Raw genomic sequence first — 16,004 nt, 5'->3', positions numbered from 1 at the left:
TCTGCGAGCGGTCCTACGGGCTGGGACCTGCGCACGACCCGGAACTCATCGGCTCGAGCGCGTCAGATGCGATGTCACGCCGCGCTCGTCACGACGGCGCGGCTGACCAGCGGGACGCGGCACCGGCTGCGTTGGCGACGTCGTCGTCGACCGCGGTGACGTCGCGACCGCGGGCGTGCAGCAGAGCGGCGACAACGCCGACCTGGCGGCCGCGGCCGAGAACCCACGACACGTTGTGCCGCCGCGCCAGCTGCCCGACCTGCAAGTTCGGGTCGGCCGGGTGTTCGCGGACGCTGGCGCCACCTGTTCGAGGCCCCGGCGGATGATCTCCAAGCATTCAGCGAACCGTGCACGCGATTGACTCATCGGAATCCGTAGCCCGTCGAACTCGTCTGCGGAGGCGCCCCGGCCGAAGCCGAGGAAGAGCAGGCGACCACCCAGCATGATGTCCATCATCGCGACCTCTTCGGTCAACCGCACCGGATCCTGCCGCGGAAGGACGATCACGGCGGACCCGACGTCGGCGTTCTTGGTGCGGCCGGCCAGGTGACTCAACACCTGGATCGGCGACGGCGTCATGAGGTAGGGGCTGAAGTGGTGCTCCGAAGCGCTTCCAGTCCCAGTAGTTCTGAGTGCAAATGGCGTAGCCGAACGGCACGAGAAATCCTCCGGCGTGAATACGGACGAGACCAACACCGCCTGCGGGCGCGGCCCGGAACAGGACGGCGTCGTCGCGTCATGTCTCCGTCGTGACAGTGACGAGGGGTCCATGAACACCCGGAAGTCCTGGATCAGGCCTGCCGCACCCCTGGCCTGCCCACGACGCGTTCGGTGTTGGCGAAACGCATAGCGGCGGCTTCGGCGAACATTTCGACCACCGCCGCGACGTCCATCGCGTCGATGCTGTTGAACAGCTCCCACGCCGCCCACGACGGGGCTGGGTACGGGGCTGCGCCCGTATTCGACAGGAACTCCGCAGTCGACCGGATCCCCGGCATGTTATTCACGGGCCCGATGTTTCCCACTCCGGGCTGCCCCTGCAACCTTGCGGAGAAAATGTCGCACATTCAACCCCGAAACGTCCATCCGATCGCCTTCAATGTGTGGTAACTATCACAAAAGATTCAAGGCGAGGGCCCCTCGCATGCTTTGCTGGAAAGCGGTGAGAGGGAGTGCGATGACATCGGACGAACGCTGGTGGATGGGGATCGACGTCGGTGGCACCTTCACCGACCTGGTGGCGGTGAACCGGAAATCCGGAGAGATTCGCGACTCAAGGTCCTCACGACCCGCCCCCGTCAGGAAGAGGGCGTGCTCGAGGCCGTACGCGGCAGCGGCATTCCGATCGCTCAGATCGACGAGATCGTCCACGGCCACACGACCGGCATCAACGCCGTGCTGAGCCGGCAGGGCGCGAAGACCGCCCTACTGGCCACGGCGGGCCACCGGGACCTGCTGGACCTGGGCCGCATGGACCGCGCGTTCGGCCCCACGCTGTACGACCCGACATGGATGCGGCCCCACCAGGCGCACCCGCTCGTCCGCCGCCGGGACCGCTACGGCGCGCGCGAGCGCGTCGGTTCCGACGGCGCCGAGATCCGCGCGCTCGACGAGGACCAGGTCCGCACGATTGCCCGCGAGGTGCGGGACCGGGGCATCAACTCCGGCTGGGGCGACCCGCTGAAGCGGGCCACCGCCAAGGTGCTGCTCGACGTCGAGGACGGTGTCTACAGCGCCAGGTTCGTCGAGAAGGCATTCGGTGTCGTCATCGACGGCGGCGCCATCGACGAGGACGCCACCAGGGAACGCCGCGCCATCCTGGCGCGGGACCGGGCCAACGGGAGCTGGACGGTGCCCAGCGCCTGCTCCCTCGACTGGACAGGCCTGCCCCGGATCACCGTGGAGGCATCGGCATGAGCGGCGTCGACCGTCTCCTCTTCCAGCCGCCCGCCGAGGGCAAGATCTTTGTCGAGCGCACGCCCGTCGACGAGACCTGCCCGAAGTGCGGGTCGACGGACGTCCGGCGCTACCGGGTGGCCAACCACATCGGGCTGCGGATGGTGACGAAGTGCCAGGACTGCTTCCACCACCTGGCCACGGACGTGCCCACGGCGGACGACCACTGGCCGCCGTGGCGCTCCGCAACGCTGGACTGGGTTGCGTCCCGCGCGGGCTGAGCACCGGAGGAGGGAGAGAACGAGGGAGACGAAGAGAAGTGTCTTCGCGGGCACCACAGCAAGCGGCGTGCGGCGCGCGAGGCGCGCCGCATGAGCCGGGATCCCCCGCGGGCCGAGGTGGTGACGCCGTGAGCAGGGTGGAACGGGAGATCTCGACGCTGATGCACCGCGAGCCGGAGGCGGTGTGGCCGTGCGGCGACGCTGATGAAGCGGTCGATCGGTACACCTATCCCCTGCTCGCCCTGTTGGAACGGGACGGATCGCTTGAGCTCAGCGAGATCAGCAGACATCTCGGAGTCACCAAATCGACTGTCAGCCGGCGGATCGGCCGCCTCAGCGCCGCAGGCTTGATTTCCGGTCGGCCCGCCCCACGTGATCCACGCGCAGTGATCATCGCCCTTACCCGAGGCGGAATGGAGATGGTTCACCGCGTCCGCTCCGCCCGGTACAGCGATCTCGAGAAGTTGCTCCGCTGCTGGGCAGAGCCGGACCTGCACGCGCTCGCCCTCCTTCTGGAACGCCTGAACAACGACCTGGGTCGTCGCCGTGGCCGGCAGTAGCCGATGTGGACATCCGCAGGCAACCAGGACGGATACTCTCTCAGGTCCAACCGCGGCGGGCCGGCACGAAGCAGAACGGCGTGACCCCGTACCCGCTGAACGTCGTCAATGAGGAACGGCAGAACACCGGCCTGGTCTACCTGACCGCTGAGGTCCGTGGGCGGCCCAACCTCACGATGCGGGGCAGGACGACGGTCGACCGTGTGCTGTTCGACGGAACGGCCACCGCCGGGATCGTCACGCTCGACGGGCAGGTGCTGCGGGCAGGCCAGGTGATCCTCTCCGCCGGCACCTACGGAAGCGCGGGGATCCTGATGCGCTCCGGGATCGGCCCGGCCGCAGACCTCGGACGGCTCGGCATCGAGGTCGTGAGCGACCTGCCCGTCGGCCGCCGGTTCCAGGACCACCCCTTCTACTACAACATCTTCACACTGAAGGCGGGTGCGAACGCGATGCCGCCCGCAGCAGGCGCCATCGTGTGGACGCGAAGCGGCGAGGCCGTCGGTGACGAGCTCGATCTGCACATCTCGGCGACCCACCTCGCCGACCCGAGCATCAGCCCGACGGGGGGAGCGATCGTGCTCGCGACCGCCGTCACGCAGCCCGACTCGATCGGCTCCGTCGCGCTGCGCAGCCGTGACCCCAAGGACGTGCGGATTGACTGTCCGATCTCCGCGACCGTGGGGCGTCCCTCGGCGTCTATCGACGGTGCGGCGGCACTCGTGGGTCCCGTTCGGTCCACAGCTGACGCTGGACGGCAGCCTCGGTCGCCCGCCACGGTCTGAGCAGCAGCCGGAGCCGTCTCCAGCACAACCTCGCGTCCCGGCGTCACTCCAGCCGCCATGACGGCAACTGTCCCACGGCCGCTGAGAGCGCCCACGTCTTCGAGCTCCGGTCGTTCGGTTCGACCGTGGTCGGGGTGCCCGATCTCTGAACACGCGCGCCCGTGCGACGCTGCGCCCGTATGACAGATCAGCTGAGACCAGACAATGCCGCCGCTATTAGCTGCCAGATTCCCTATCGGTGCCATGCGTGCCCGGCGCTGCACCGCGCCTAGGACGCCCGCGTCGCCCCGGAGAGGAGCCGTTCCGGGTCGGCGGCGTAGACGGTCATCCACGTCGGCTCGAGCTGGTAGTAGACGACGTTGGACCAGTCGAACGACTCGTCGCCGTAGAACGCGTGCAGGTACTCGTGGGTCGCCGGCCAGTCGGGGTGGACGGGACCGTCCACCGGGTTGAGGATCTCGACGACGCCGTGGACGAAGACGCCGAGCTCCTCCCCCCGCAGGTGCGCGACGCTCGCGGCGGGCCGCGCCCGCAGGTGCCGCGCCTTCGCCGCTCCCGGGCTCGTGCCGAACACCCAGCGACCGTGCAGCAGGTGCCCGTCGACGGCACTGACGCGCGGCTCGCCCTGCGCGGTGACCGTGGAGAGCACGAGGACGCACATGCCGGTGAGCACGCGCACCAGCTGCTCGGCGGTCAGGCTTCGCTCACCGGTGATGATCGACTGCAGGTGCGCTGTCGCGCGTCCGCGCGAGGTGTCGATGAGGGTTTGCAGGTCCCGGAGCTCCGGTTCGGTTTCGTACACGCCACGAGCGTGACACCTGAACCTGACAGGTCCTGTCCTCGAATCGCGTGGATCTTCCCCCGGAGCTGGAGTCGCCGTCGTCGTCCGCACACGGCCATTGAGGTCTGGCGATGTGCGCACCGGTTGTCACTCACTTGGTCACTCAGTCGAATCCAGCGGTATTCCCCTGCCGGAGAGCCTCTCCCGCAGCTTCTCACGGTGAAGTAGCCGACCTCGTCGCGCTGCTCACGGGCGAATCCGGCCGGATGTGGAAGCGCCGGCGCACCGGCGCCTAACGGCGGACGCGGCCCGGGGGGCGCTCCCCCTCGGCGCGCGCGCCATGCCCCGCGAGTGACCGCCGGTCCGCCAGCACGGTGCCGGTCCACCGGCCGCCGATGCCGCGGTGCTCCCGGCTGCGCACGATCCCCACCAGGCTGACCAGCCCCCACAGCACGGCGATGGCGGCCGGGCCCCCGCCGGCGTTCTGCAGCAGCAGGAAACCGCCCGTCCCGGCCAGGCTGCGGAGCAGCAGTCGAGTCCGTGCGGGGCGCCCGCCGTCGAGGAGAGCCGGCTGCAGCAGCACGGCCCGCTGCCCGAGCGTCCCGCCATGGCCCAGCATCGGCAGCACGACGAACAGCGCCAGCCACCCGAGCCAGGTGACGCCCGTCGCGGGACCGCCGGCCTCCCCGGAGCCGGGCCCGAAATCCCCGCCCAGCGCGAGCGACAGAGCGCCGACCAGGGCGGCGACGAGCCCGGCCACGAGCCAGAGCCCGAGCAGGTCGCACAGCACCCCGAGCAGTCGCCGACCCGTGGTGACCGGCCGGGGCGCGCCCGGGGCGGCTCTGTCACCGCGCTGTCCGGGCACTCCCCGCAGCACCGGGGCGACGAGCGCCCCGACGACCGTGCCCGCGGTGTTCGCGATGAGGTCGTCGACGTCGAACAGCCGGTAGGGACACGGGTAGAGGAACCAGTTGCCGGTGAGCTGGGTGAACTCGATGAACAGCGACACCGCGAACCCGGCGAGCGCTGTGGCCACCACCGATCGGCGGCCCAGGTGCCGCAGCAGCGCCCCGAGCGGCACGAACAGCGCCACGTTGAACGCGACCTGCTGCAGCGCCGGGTTGCCCAGGAGCCCGCGGAGGCCCGTTCGCACCTGGTCGGTGTGGATGTCGGTCAGGAACTGCAGCGGGTGCAGCTGGGCTCCGGCGGCGGCGATCCGGCTCGAGCAGAACCCGGCGTCGACGTCCGGCAGGGGCAGCAGGGTGTAGGCGACCACACCCAGCGTGCAGACCAGCGTCGCGGCGGCGAGCAGGGCGTGCCCCGGCCCGAGCTCACCGCGCCTGCGGTAGCTGCGGGCCACGTAGGGCACGAAGGCAGCGACGACCAGTATCGCGCCGACGCCGATGGCGATCACCCCGGGCAAGATCCGCACGTTCACCGGGAGGACTGTGACAGCCACTGCCGCGGCGCCACCTCCCACCACGGGAGGAAAAAGATCTCCGACCGCGGGGCGATGTCCGGCGGCGGCGCGGGGATCAGGCTCGACGCCGTGACGGAGACGATGGTGCCGGCCGCGACGAGCCGGGGCGCGAGGCAGGACGGGCGCCTCAGAGGTGTCGACGCGGCACGCGGGCTCGCGGTGATCGGGATGGTCGTGGTCCACGTTGTTGCCGGCGGGGCAGCGCGCGGCGGAGGCGTGGGCGAGACGGTGTTCGACATCGCCGAAGGGCGCTCGGCGATCTTGTTCGCGGTGCTGGCCGGGGTGTCGCTGGGTCTGCTCAGTGGTGGCGGCCGAGGGCTGGCCGAGCACCGGGCGGGGACGCGGGAGGAGCGGGACCGGACACGCATCGCCGTGCGGGCGGTGTTGCTGTTCGTGCTCGGCGTGGCCCTCGCCGCGATCAGCAGCGGCCCGATCGTCATTCTCAGCTACTACGCCGTGCTGTTCGCCCTGGCCCTGCCCCTGCTGTGGCTGCGGCCCGGTGCGCTGCTGGCGTGGGCGTCGGGATGGGCGCTCGTGGGCCCGCAGGTTTCGTTCCTGCTGCGTACCAAGATCCACACGGGCGAACTGGGCGGCACGGTCACGCCGGTGGACTTCACCTCGTGGGGCGCGGCGGGCGACGCCGTGCTGCGGCTGCTGCTGACCGGGACCTATCCGGTCGCGACGTGGATGCCGTTCGTGCTGGCCGGGCTGGCGATCGGTCGGCTCGACCTGCGGAGCACGGCCGTGCGCGCGCGGCTCGCGATCGTCGGGGTGGCAGCCGCCGTGCTCGGGTACGGCGGTTCGTGGCTCGCGGTCGACGTCCTCGGCGGCCGGGAGGCGTTGTTCGCCGCGTTGGCGCCGCTGGCCACGCAGGTGCACCTGTCGCCGGAGCAGCTCGTCGAGCTGACGACGAGCTCGAGCTTGGGCACGTCGGGCACCTTGACGCCGGCCTTCCTGCTGGTGGACACGCCGCACAGCGGTACGACCTTCGAGGTCATAGGTTCCACCGGGGTCGCCGTCGCGGTGCTCGCGCTGTGCCTGGCACTCGCCGAGCGCGGCCGGGTGGCGGCGGCGCTCGAATGGCCGCTGGCCGCGGCCGGCGCCATGGCTGCCACCATCTACGCCGGTCACATCGCGGTGATGGCCCTGCTGACCGCCGCAGTGCCGACCTGGCAACAACAGCGGCCCTGGCTCGCGACGGCGCTCTTCGTCGTCGTCGCGATCCTGCTCGCCCTCGCCTGGCGTCGGTTGGTCGGGCGTGGACCGGTGGAGTGGGTGCTGCACACGGTCTCGACGCGCGCCGGACGCTCGGGTAGAGATCGGGAATGACACGTCCGCACCCGGTGGCGCCCGCTCCCGCCGTCGACCGGCTGGCAGCCTGGCTGCGGGCGCACCCGATGGCAGTGGACGCCGTGATCGCCGCGATCTCGGCTCTGCCGACCCTGCAGCTGGCGCGCACCGGCCTCGACGTCGTGCTCACCGTCGTGACCTGCGCCGCGCTGGTGGCCCGCAGGGTCCGGCCGGTGACCGTGGGCCTGGTGGTGGCCGGCGTGGGCGTTGCCACGATCCTCACCGGCTCGACCCCCGGGATCGTCGTGGTGGCGGTGCTCGTGACGGTATACACGCTGGCGGCGTACGGGCCTCGGTGGTCGGGCGTCGCCGCCGCGGTCGTCTCGGTGGCGGGCGCCGGGCTGATGCTGCTGGTCATGACCCTCCGGAGCGGGCCGGCTGCGCCTCTCGCCGTTCGCTCGGTGCTCGTCGTGGCGGCGGTGCTGGCCGTCACCGTCTGGCTGGGCGGGACGCTGCGGCGGGCCGGCCGGCGCAACGTCGAGCACCTGCGCGAACGCGCCCGCCTGCTGGAGGCCGAGCAGGCAACCCAGGCGCGGCTCGCCCGGATGGCCGAACGGGCCCGGATCGCCCGGGAGATGCACGACATCGTGGCCCGCCCATCGCGGACAGTCTGGGCGGACACGGGCTGCAGGGCATGCGCGAACGGGTCGGAGCGCACGGGGGCTCCGTTGAGACGGGCCCGCACGGACGCGGCTTCGCGGTGCGCCTTCGCCTGCCCTACGCCACCGCCCTGCCCACGCCCTCCCGCGAACGCCCTCCCATCGGGTCGAGGGCGATCACTTAGGCTCGACCGGCGTGAGCGAAGGGCCGGTGCGCGTGATGGTGGTCGACGACCAGGACCTCGTCCGCGCGGGTTTCAGGATGGTGCTCGACGCCCAGCCCGGCATCACGGTGGTCGCGGAGGCCGCCGACGGCGACGAGGTGCTCGCCATGCTCGCCGACCGGCCCGCAGACGTCGTCCTCATGGACATCCGGATGCCCCGCGTCGACGGCGTCGAGGCCACCCGCCGCGTCGTCGCCCACCACCCCGACACCAGGGTGATCGTGCTGACCACGTTCGACCTGGACTCCTCGGTGTCGGCCGCGATCGCCGCCGGCGCGAGCGGCTTCCTGCTCAAGGACGTCACACCCGAGTTCATGGTCGACGCGGTGCGCAGTGTGCACCGCGGCGACGCCGTCGTCGATCCCATCTCCACCCGGCGGCTGCTGCGCCAGGCGGCACCACTGCTCGCGGCGTCGCCGCAGCCGGACCGCGGCGACGCCGCGCGTATCGACGCCCTCACCCCGAGGGAGCGGGAGGTGCTCATCCTCATGGCTCGCGGCGCCACCAACGCCGAGATCGCCGCGGCGCACTTCGTCGCCGAGACGACCGTGAAGACGCACGTGGGCAACATCCTGGCCAAGACCGGCTCGCGCGACCGGGTGCAGGCCGTGGTGCTCGCGTTCCGCACTGGTCTGGCGCACTGACCGCTTCGGAACGGGAGCCGAGCGGCGGGCCGCGCCCGCGGGCGCCACGCCTTCGCCGCACGGTCGCTGGGTGTCCGTGCGTTCCGGGCACAGCCGGACGAGAAGCTGGACCTCAGGAGGTCGTCCATCACCTGTTGACCGAAGACGCTCACTCACATCAAAGACACCCGGCGCCGCGCTGCTCAGTCCGCCCCCAGGTCATCGTCGATGCGGCTGACGATCGCTTCGGCGGCAGCCCGCAGATCGCCAAGGGTGGACGGGTCGATGACGTCGAAGACCAGCTCACGCACCCGGGCGATATGTGCCGGCGCAGCTTCGACCAGGTGTGCGTAACCGGTATCGGTCAGGATCGCCTGTGTGTAGCGACCGTTGGTCGGGTCCGGCTCACGTCGCACGAGACCACGATTCTCCAACCTGCCGACCAAGTGCGACAAGCGGGACAGCTCTGAGTTTGCGAGGAGCGCCAGCTCGCTCATCCGCATCCGGCGCTCAGGGGTATCGGACAGCGCGACGAGGACGAGGTACTCGACGAAGCTCAGCCGGGCCTCGCGCCGCAGCTGTGCCTCGAGTGCCGTGGGCAACCGGAACATCATGATTGTCAGGGCCTGCCAGGTCCTCAGCTCGGCGGGGGACAACCACCGCGTCTCGCCACCCTCGGACGTCTCACGTGACTGCACCGCAGCATGCTACCTCCTGACTTGAATCTTCACGTCACGGAGCCTAACCTGACGCCAGAGTTGAAAGTTCATGTGCGAAGGGTGCTCCGCGGGAGCAGCCCGACGATGGCCTTCGAGAGGAACGCACTGAGTTGAAGATCGTGCTCATCCTCGGGAGGTCCCGACCCGGACGTAACGGGAAGCCGGTCGCCGACTGGGTCGTCGAACAAGCGAAATCACGCACTGCCGCCGACTACGAGCTGGTCGACCTCGCCGAGTATCCGCTGCCGCACCTGGACGAAGCCACCGTCGCTCGGGCAATACGCCGGTGAGCACACCAAGGCGTGGACGGAGAGGATCGGCTCCTACGGCGGATTCGTCCTCGTCACCCCTGAGTACAACCACTCCTCCTCCGGAGTACTGAAGAACGCGATCGACTGCCTGCACGCCGAGTGGAACAAAATATCCGCAGGCTTCGTGCCACCACACGGCGCAGATATTGGAGAGAGTCAACGATGTCAAGCACCGGGGACGAGGTTCACGACCCTGCCGGCGCGCGCCGCCGGACCCTTACAGATGTGCTCACAGAACTGGCCTGCCGGGACGTGCTGGTCGCATTCTGCCGGGCCGTCGACGACGGCCGGCCCGACGACGCGGCGCGATTATTCACCGAGAACTGCAGCGTCGAGATGGGCGGCCCGCCCGTGACCGGGAGGGAGAGCGTGCGATCGGCACTCACTGGCCGCCCGAGCGGCCGCCGCACCCTACACACCACCGGTACGACGACGGTGCAGGTGACGGGGCCGGACTCGGCTACGGCCAGCTCCGTGATCGTCACATATGTGCTGGCGGATTCCGATGGCACCGCGGACGGCATCCCCCGACGCATCTCTGCCGTCACGGACCAGTTCGCTCGATCCGCCGACGACTGCTGGCTGATCGCACAACGACGCACGAGGGATCTGACCGCGCAGGTGTCCACCGACAATCGAGACCACGAGGGACGTCAACCAGCAGATCGTTCGACTGGTCGGACAAGACGGCGGACACGCGCGAGCCATCATGTACAGCATCGGTGGCGAGCAGACCGCGGTGCTGATGATGCACCCGCGCTCCGATGTCAGCTCTCATTATCTGGTGCCCGCGTTGCTCGACGCCGGTTACGCGGTCCTGGCCGGCAAGAGCCGCTACTTCAACAACGATGAGGACTGCCTGCACGAGGCGGTGCTGGCCGACATCGCCGAGGGGGTCCGTCTGCTGCGCCGCGCCGGCTACGAGAAAGTTGTGCTGCTGGGCAACAGCGGCGGGGGCAGCCTCTTCAGCTTCTACCAGGCGATGGCCGAGACCCCAGCGCCCCACCGTCCGACCCACACGCCGGGCGGGACGCCGTACGACCTCAACGCGTTCGACCTCCCGCCGGCCGACGGCCTGCTCCTGCTCGCCGCCCACGTCGGCGAGGGCAAGTTCTTCATGAACGTGATCGACCCGTCGGTCACCGACGAGTCAGACCCGATGTCGTGCGACCCCGTGTTCGACATGTACAACTCGGCGAACGGGTTCCGCCGGCCCCCGGAAACCAGCCGCTACAGCGCGGCCTTCGTCGACGAGTACCGGACCGCCCAGCGGGCGCGGGTGGCGCGCCTCGACGCCATCGCCCACCAGCAGATCGCCGAGAACCGCCTCTTCACGGCGATGGCAGCGCAGCCGTGGTTCGCCGCGCTCCCGCTCGAGGAGCAGATCGCCATCGAGCGTCGAGCCGCGGTCGGCCGGTACATGCTGATCAACCGCACCGACGCCGACCCGGCCAGCTGCGACCTGTCGCTGCATCCGTCCCAGCGCTCCGTGGGCTCGCTGCTGGGCCCGCGCCCGGACGTGCAGAACTATCAGCGCGGCTACTTCGCGCACTGCATGACGCCCGAGGGTTGGCTGTCCACGTGGTCAGGGCCGTCGTCACGGGCTTCGCTCGTCGACACCATCGCCACGGTCACGATTCCGACGTATGTCCTGAACTACGCCGGCGACAACGCCATTTTCCCCGAGGACGCGGAGGCCATCTACAAAGAACTCCGGCGCCGATGACAAGGTGCTCCGCCACCTCGACGGCGACCACTACGGCGTCGGCGGCTCCGGCAAGACCAAAGCGACCGAGGCCGTCCTCACCTGGCTACGCGAGCGCTACCCCACTCGCTGAGTCGGCCGCCCAGAGATGATCCACGTGATCGTGCGAGATCATTCCATCCCACAAGGAGTACATCGCGATGACTATTCACGGTTTTCACCACATCGGTTTCGCCACCAGGGACATGGAGGCCACAAAAACCTTCTACGAGAACGTCCTGGGTTTCGAGACCGTGCGCAACGACCGGTTCGGGATCACCGAAGGCGGTGAGATGCGCCATCTGTTCATGGACGCCGGCAACGGCCAACTCGCCTCCTTCCTCGAGGCGACCGACGTCGCCTAGATCCCGGAGGACTTCGACACCGGTATCAACAAGGGCCTCGAGCGTGTCCGCGCAAACCTGGACAACTGGGGCATAACCGTGACCGACGCGATCGACCACGACTGGTGCAAGTCGATCTACTTCTTCGACCCGATCAACGGCCTTTCCCTGGAGTACTGCACGTACGTCCGCGCCTTCAACGAGGACGACCGGACCCTGCAGTACCGGTTCACTGGACCCTTCTCCGTCCTCGAGGTCGACCCCGACGGTGAGAAGGCCGTCGAGGAATCTCGGATGGCGACCCTCGCCCAGAAGGGTTGAGCTTCTCGGCCGGCTCTTACGCTCCTACGCCGCCCGGGGGCTCAACGGCACACGTCAGGCGGCGTCGCGACACGAACCCGCACAACCAGAAGGAACGCGTCGAACAGACAGACGCGTCACGTCAACAGAAAGGAAAGGCGTCATGCCTTACCATCACATCGGTCTCGCCACGAAGGACATGGAGGGCACCAAGGCCTTCTACGAGGACGTCATGGGGTTCAGCACCGTTCGGTACGACGACTTCGAGATCAACGAGGGCGGCATACTGCGCCACATCTTTCTCGATACTGGAAGGGGTGAGCTGATCGCCTTTGTGGAGCCCAGGGAAATCCCCGGGATCTCCGACTGGGACACGGGCATCAACAAGCAACTCGGGGTTCCCAATTCCTTCTACCACCTCGCGTTCGACGCGGAGACGCTCGACAACCTCGACAAGATTCGCGAGAACCTGGTCGCCAAGAAGGTCAAGGTCACCCCGGTCATGGACCACGACTGGTGCAAGTCGATCTACTTCTTCGACCCGATCAACGGCCTGGCGTTGGAGTACTCCGTCTTCACCCGCGCCTTCAACGAGGACGACCGGACGCTGCAGTACCGCGCCACAATGCCCCTCGCGGTGCTGTACATGGACGAGGACGCGATAGCCGAGCTCGAGAAAGACCGCCTCGCGACGATCGCTGCCAAGGCATAGGGCAGAACCATCTGCGGCCGACGTTCCCATGGGGCTGATGGCCGGCCCTGCCCCGCATCGGCCGCGCGGGACCAGACCCCGGCGCATCCCGGTGGTGATCGGCCGTGCGTCGGGCGGCACCTCGTGCCCTCGACGCCCGGCCATCCCGCGGACTCCACGAGCTGTCGCGGCGTGAAGTGCTCCGCGGACGCCTTGTAGCCGAACATCACCCGGGGTGTGGTGCGCACCGGGGAGAAGGGTCGATCCGTAGAGGGCCCGAAGAGCGAGGCGGGTGGTGCGTCAGGTGAACATCCCGCCGCATCTGATCCCTGATCTGAAGGCGCACCTGCGCGAGCATTCGGCGATGGGCCGCGATGGGCTGGTGTTCCCCTCGCGCAAGCCCGGGGGTACAGCTCGCCCACTCGACCGTGGCCGGGTGTGTACGGCTGGGCGCGGGTGAAGGCCGGGCCGGCCCGATCTCGCTGGTGGTGGTCCCCGCCCCGGCGCGCTGAGGCAGTGCCGCGTTCCCCCAACGCCGAGCACCGGGCCGGGCGCAGACAGCAGTCGCGGGCGAGGTTGTCGTGGCCGACGAGGTCCGGGCCCCGCGCATCCGGACCGCGACACCGAATATAAGCAATGTCGCTACCGTGCCTCTTCCACAAGGAACCTGGAGCACTCCGCCATGAAGCTCACCGTCTCGATCGAGATCGCCCTGCCGCGGGAGCGGGTGGCCCAGCTGCTCGCCGACCCCGCACAGCTGCCGAAGTGGCTGCGCGGCATGGTGCTGCACGAACCGCTGAGTGGCATGCACGGGCAGGTCGGTACCGAATCGCGCGTCGTGCTGCAGATGGGACAGCAGAAGATGGAGTGCACCGAGACCATCACGCGCAGAGAACCGGCGAACCTGCACGGGATCCCGAGAGACAGCGTCGTCCACTTCGACCGCGAAATCGTCGCCAAGGGCATGTGGAGCGCCGTGCGCGACCGACTCACTGAAGCCGGTCCGGGAGCGACCCTCTGGGCGCAAGAGAACGAATACCGGTTCAGCAGCTTGCCGATGCGACTGGCAGGGCCTCTCATGCGCGGTGCCTTCCGCAAGCAGTCGCAACAGCACATGCAGGACTTCAAGGCGTTCGCCGAGCAGGGAACGGACGTCCGCGAAGCGAAGGTCTGACCATCTTCTGGGAGCTGATTCGCACTCTTCCCCCGTCGCCGCGATCCTGGCCCGCCCTTCTCGCTGTCAGTCGGACTCCGGCCACGCCTGCGGCAGGGCATCGGCGGCCGTGTCCCCGTGCTGCACGTCGAGCTCGACCCGATCGGCTGCAAAGCGTGTGATGTTGTAGAGCAAGGGCGTGGAGTCGGGAAGCGTGTTGAGCGCCCGCACGACGAGCACCATCGATCCGGCGGGAAGCTCGAGCTCGATCGCTTCGGCGGTGGTTGCCGCGCGCCCGGCGATCGTGGTGGAGGTTCGCACGTAGTCGTGGATGCCGACGGCACGCAGCGCTGCGGTGATCGAGCCGTCGGGCCCGTAGTGCTCGACGAGGCCGGGCACGCGGTCCGCGACCAGCCAGGCGGTCCCTCGCGCGATCGGCAGGCCGTCCACGGACCTCACCACCTCGAGCCGGAGGGCAGGGCGGCCTGCGAGGCGGAGGCGTTCGACGACGTCGGGAGGCGGGTCGGTTTCGGTCGCCGACTCGAGCAGCTTCCCGGAGGCGGCCGCGCCGCGCGGCCCCAGGCTGTCGGTCAGGCGGGTGCGCAGGCCGATGCGGTGCACCAGCACGGCGTGCTCCGCCACGAAGGTGCCGCTGCCCCGGCGGGCGACGACGAGGTGATCGGCCGCAAGCGCGGCGACGGCCTGCCGCACCGTGTGGCGGTGCACGGCGAACCGGAGGGCGAGCTCCGTCTCCGACGCCAGTTTCGAGCCGGGGGGCAGTGAGCCGCCGACGATCTCGCCGCGCAGCTCGTCGGCGATCAACCGCCACGCCGAGTAGCCGCTGGGCGATCTCCGCGTACCCACTCGGGCACTCTACCGACCCCGCCCGACCGTTTCGGTCCGTTCCCGGAGAGTTCACCTCGCCGCGGGCTGTGCGGCGCCAGGGCGGGCTACCGTTCAAGTTATCTAGATAAGTAGACAACTTGACTCTCAGGAAGGGAGGCTGCGGATGCGCGCGACCACCACGGCCGCACCGGCTACCGCTGCCCGGCAGAAGTGGATGCGGACGCTCGCGCTCGCCGATCCTGCCGACCTCGCGGCGGCCTGGCAGGACTGGCAGCCCAAACCCGAGGTGCGCCGGATCCGTGGCCCGGAGATCGGGCTGGTGATGGTGCGAGGCCGGATCGACGCGGGCGGTGCGCGGTTCAACCTGGGCGAGGCCACCGTCGCCCGGGCCACCGTGCATCTGCACGGCGAGGCCCTTCGGTCCGACGTGCTCGGCATCTCCTACGTGCTCGGGACCGACCTCGAGCACGCGCAGCTGGCGGCGGTCTTCGACGGCCTGCTGGTCGACCCCGACCTGCACGACCGGGTACTGGCCGAGGTCGTCGCACCGCTGGCGCGCACCCGGGCCGAACGCGACGAGCGCCGTCGCCGCGACGCCCGCAGCACCCGTGTGGACTTCTTCACCGTTGCACGGGAACACGCGTGACCGGCCCGGCGGGCGCGCCCGCGATTCCGGCCCCCGGGTTCGCCGACCCGACCCGCGACGCCCAGCGCGCGTTCCGGGCCGTGCTCGACGCGCTCGCGCATCCCACGCGCTCCTACCCGCTGAACGGTCCCGCCCGCGCGCCGGCGGCGCTGGGCCGCGGCCTCGCCGCTGTGGCGCTGACCCTGCTCGACGAGGACTGCTCCACCTGGCTCGGGGGCAGCCTCGGCGCCGACGCGGAGTGCGCCGCCTGGCTGGGCTTCCACACCGGAACGCGGCTCGTCGCGGAGCCGGCCGACGCGCAGTTCGTCATCGCCGATCCACGCTCACTGCCCCCACTGGCCCAGCTCCGGCGCGGCACCGACGAGGCACCGCACCGCTCGGCAACCGTCCTGCTCGACGTCCGCGGATGCACCGGCACGGCCCGGTTCCGTGCGGCAGGCCCCGGCATCGACGGCGCGACCGGTTTCGCCGCCCCGTGGGCCGACGCGGAGTTCCTCCCGCAGTGGACCGCGAACACCGCAACCTTCCCCCGCGGCGTCGATCTCCTGCTGGTCGACGAGGACGCCATCGCCGCACTGCCGCGCACCACCCGACTGCACGCCGTCGACCCCGCACCGATCGGTTCCGCGTCAGCTCCTTCCGCGTCAACCCGTCCCGCACAGGAGGCATGA

19 protein-coding genes and 3 pseudogenes are annotated in these 16,004 nt (G+C 69.7%); 16 read left to right on the top strand and 6 right to left on the bottom strand.

The window, feature by feature from the left end:
• Window positions 1-45: 45 nt before the first annotated feature.
• Together AC5L35_RS23230 and AC5L35_RS23225 are read right to left on the bottom strand one after the other, a co-directional pair.
• A complete protein-coding gene (locus AC5L35_RS23230; RefSeq protein WP_495061903.1) occupies window positions 46-771 on the bottom strand; it encodes an LLM class flavin-dependent oxidoreductase in 726 nt (241 codons plus the stop codon).
• Between the two features lie 20 nt (window positions 772-791).
• Window positions 792-1,007, bottom strand: a complete 216-nt coding sequence (locus tag AC5L35_RS23225) for a hypothetical protein (RefSeq protein ID WP_495061783.1) — start codon at window positions 1,005-1,007, stop codon at window positions 792-794.
• A gap of 304 nt (window positions 1,008-1,311) precedes the next feature.
• Here AC5L35_RS23225 and AC5L35_RS23220 point away from each other — a divergent pair, with 304 nt between their 5' ends.
• From AC5L35_RS23220 to AC5L35_RS23205, 4 genes are all read left to right on the top strand, one after another.
• Window positions 1,312-1,917, top strand: a complete 606-nt coding sequence (locus AC5L35_RS23220; protein WP_495061782.1) for a hydantoinase/oxoprolinase N-terminal domain-containing protein — start codon at window positions 1,312-1,314, stop codon at window positions 1,915-1,917.
• Window positions 1,914-2,177, top strand: a complete 264-nt coding sequence (locus tag AC5L35_RS23215; protein ID WP_495061781.1) for a hypothetical protein — start codon at window positions 1,914-1,916, stop codon at window positions 2,175-2,177. Before AC5L35_RS23220 ends, AC5L35_RS23215 begins: the two co-directional genes overlap by 4 nt.
• A gap of 128 nt (window positions 2,178-2,305) precedes the next feature.
• Window positions 2,306-2,737 (top strand): MarR family winged helix-turn-helix transcriptional regulator, encoded by a 432-nt coding sequence (locus tag AC5L35_RS23210; protein ID WP_495061780.1) that lies wholly within the window; start codon window positions 2,306-2,308, stop codon window positions 2,735-2,737.
• A gap of 5 nt (window positions 2,738-2,742) precedes the next feature.
• On the top strand, window positions 2,743-3,522 hold the full coding sequence (locus tag AC5L35_RS23205) for a GMC family oxidoreductase N-terminal domain-containing protein (protein ID WP_495061779.1): 780 nt from the start codon (window positions 2,743-2,745) through the stop codon (window positions 3,520-3,522).
• Between the two features lie 268 nt (window positions 3,523-3,790).
• On the opposite strand, the gene AC5L35_RS23200 is transcribed toward AC5L35_RS23205, so the two are convergent.
• Both AC5L35_RS23200 and AC5L35_RS23195 read right to left on the bottom strand, forming a co-directional pair.
• Window positions 3,791-4,324 (bottom strand): pyridoxamine 5'-phosphate oxidase family protein, encoded by a 534-nt coding sequence (locus AC5L35_RS23200; protein ID WP_495061778.1) that lies wholly within the window; start codon window positions 4,322-4,324, stop codon window positions 3,791-3,793.
• Between the two features lie 271 nt (window positions 4,325-4,595).
• Window positions 4,596-5,741: a VanZ family protein gene (locus AC5L35_RS23195; protein WP_495061777.1), complete on the bottom strand. Its 1,146-nt coding sequence runs from the start codon at window positions 5,739-5,741 to the stop codon at window positions 4,596-4,598.
• 111 nt (window positions 5,742-5,852) lie between these two features.
• Here AC5L35_RS23195 and AC5L35_RS23190 point away from each other — a divergent pair, with 111 nt between their 5' ends.
• The 3 genes and pseudogenes from AC5L35_RS23190 (at window position 5,853) to AC5L35_RS23180 (ending at window position 8,600) form a co-directional block, all read left to right on the top strand.
• Entirely contained in the window at window positions 5,853-7,112 is a 1,260-nt protein-coding gene (locus tag AC5L35_RS23190) for a DUF418 domain-containing protein (RefSeq protein ID WP_495061776.1), read from the top strand.
• Window positions 7,109-7,585: pseudogene (locus tag AC5L35_RS23185) on the top strand (DUF7134 domain-containing protein); the annotation flags it as partial. The gene AC5L35_RS23190 and the pseudogene AC5L35_RS23185, both read left to right, overlap by 4 nt.
• A gap of 367 nt (window positions 7,586-7,952) precedes the next feature.
• On the top strand, window positions 7,953-8,600 hold the full coding sequence (locus tag AC5L35_RS23180; protein WP_495061902.1) for a response regulator transcription factor: 648 nt from the start codon (window positions 7,953-7,955) through the stop codon (window positions 8,598-8,600).
• Window positions 8,601-8,782: 182 nt separating this feature from the next.
• On the opposite strand, the gene AC5L35_RS23175 is transcribed toward AC5L35_RS23180, so the two are convergent.
• Window positions 8,783-9,193, bottom strand: coding sequence for a MarR family winged helix-turn-helix transcriptional regulator (locus tag AC5L35_RS23175; RefSeq protein WP_495061775.1), 411 nt, complete (start codon window positions 9,191-9,193; stop codon window positions 8,783-8,785).
• Between the two features lie 224 nt (window positions 9,194-9,417).
• Here AC5L35_RS23175 and AC5L35_RS23170 point away from each other — a divergent pair.
• The 7 genes and pseudogenes from AC5L35_RS23170 to AC5L35_RS23140 all read left to right on the top strand — a co-directional run bounded on the left by AC5L35_RS23170 (window position 9,418) and on the right by AC5L35_RS23140 (window position 13,862).
• A pseudogene (locus AC5L35_RS23170) lies at window positions 9,418-9,964 on the top strand (NADPH-dependent FMN reductase).
• Window positions 9,847-10,197 (top strand): annotated as a pseudogene (locus tag AC5L35_RS23165) (nuclear transport factor 2 family protein); the annotation flags it as partial. The pseudogenes AC5L35_RS23170 and AC5L35_RS23165, both read left to right, overlap by 118 nt.
• A 121-nt stretch (window positions 10,198-10,318) precedes the next feature.
• Complete coding sequence (locus tag AC5L35_RS23160) at window positions 10,319-11,335, top strand: alpha/beta hydrolase (protein WP_495061909.1); 1,017 nt, start codon at window positions 10,319-10,321, stop codon at window positions 11,333-11,335.
• A 179-nt stretch (window positions 11,336-11,514) separates the two neighbouring features.
• Window positions 11,515-11,718 (top strand): VOC family protein, encoded by a 204-nt coding sequence (locus AC5L35_RS23155; RefSeq protein WP_495061774.1) that lies wholly within the window; start codon window positions 11,515-11,517, stop codon window positions 11,716-11,718.
• A 78-nt stretch (window positions 11,719-11,796) separates the two neighbouring features.
• Complete coding sequence (locus tag AC5L35_RS23150) at window positions 11,797-12,018, top strand: hypothetical protein (RefSeq protein ID WP_495061773.1); 222 nt, start codon at window positions 11,797-11,799, stop codon at window positions 12,016-12,018.
• A 142-nt stretch (window positions 12,019-12,160) separates the two neighbouring features.
• Entirely contained in the window at window positions 12,161-12,709 is a 549-nt protein-coding gene (locus tag AC5L35_RS23145) for a VOC family protein (RefSeq protein ID WP_495061772.1), read from the top strand.
• Between the two features lie 661 nt (window positions 12,710-13,370).
• Window positions 13,371-13,862 (top strand): SRPBCC family protein, encoded by a 492-nt coding sequence (locus tag AC5L35_RS23140; protein WP_495061771.1) that lies wholly within the window; start codon window positions 13,371-13,373, stop codon window positions 13,860-13,862.
• Between the two features lie 66 nt (window positions 13,863-13,928).
• Here AC5L35_RS23140 and phnF read toward each other — a convergent pair whose 3' ends face one another.
• Window positions 13,929-14,705: a phosphonate metabolism transcriptional regulator PhnF gene (gene phnF / locus AC5L35_RS23135; RefSeq protein ID WP_495061770.1), complete on the bottom strand. Its 777-nt coding sequence runs from the start codon at window positions 14,703-14,705 to the stop codon at window positions 13,929-13,931.
• A gap of 145 nt (window positions 14,706-14,850) precedes the next feature.
• Here phnF and phnG point away from each other — a divergent pair, with 145 nt between their 5' ends.
• A complete protein-coding gene (phnG, locus tag AC5L35_RS23130; protein ID WP_495061769.1) occupies window positions 14,851-15,333 on the top strand; it encodes a phosphonate C-P lyase system protein PhnG in 483 nt (160 codons plus the stop codon).
• Entirely contained in the window at window positions 15,330-16,004 is a 675-nt protein-coding gene (phnH, locus tag AC5L35_RS23125; RefSeq protein WP_495061768.1) for a phosphonate C-P lyase system protein PhnH, read from the top strand. The genes phnG and phnH overlap by 4 nt, the downstream gene beginning before the upstream one ends.

The organism is Pseudonocardia sp. OZ21, assembly GCF_059359135.1.
The sequence above is the reverse complement of the archived record's forward strand: the minus strand, read 5'-3'. Positions and strand labels throughout refer to the sequence as shown.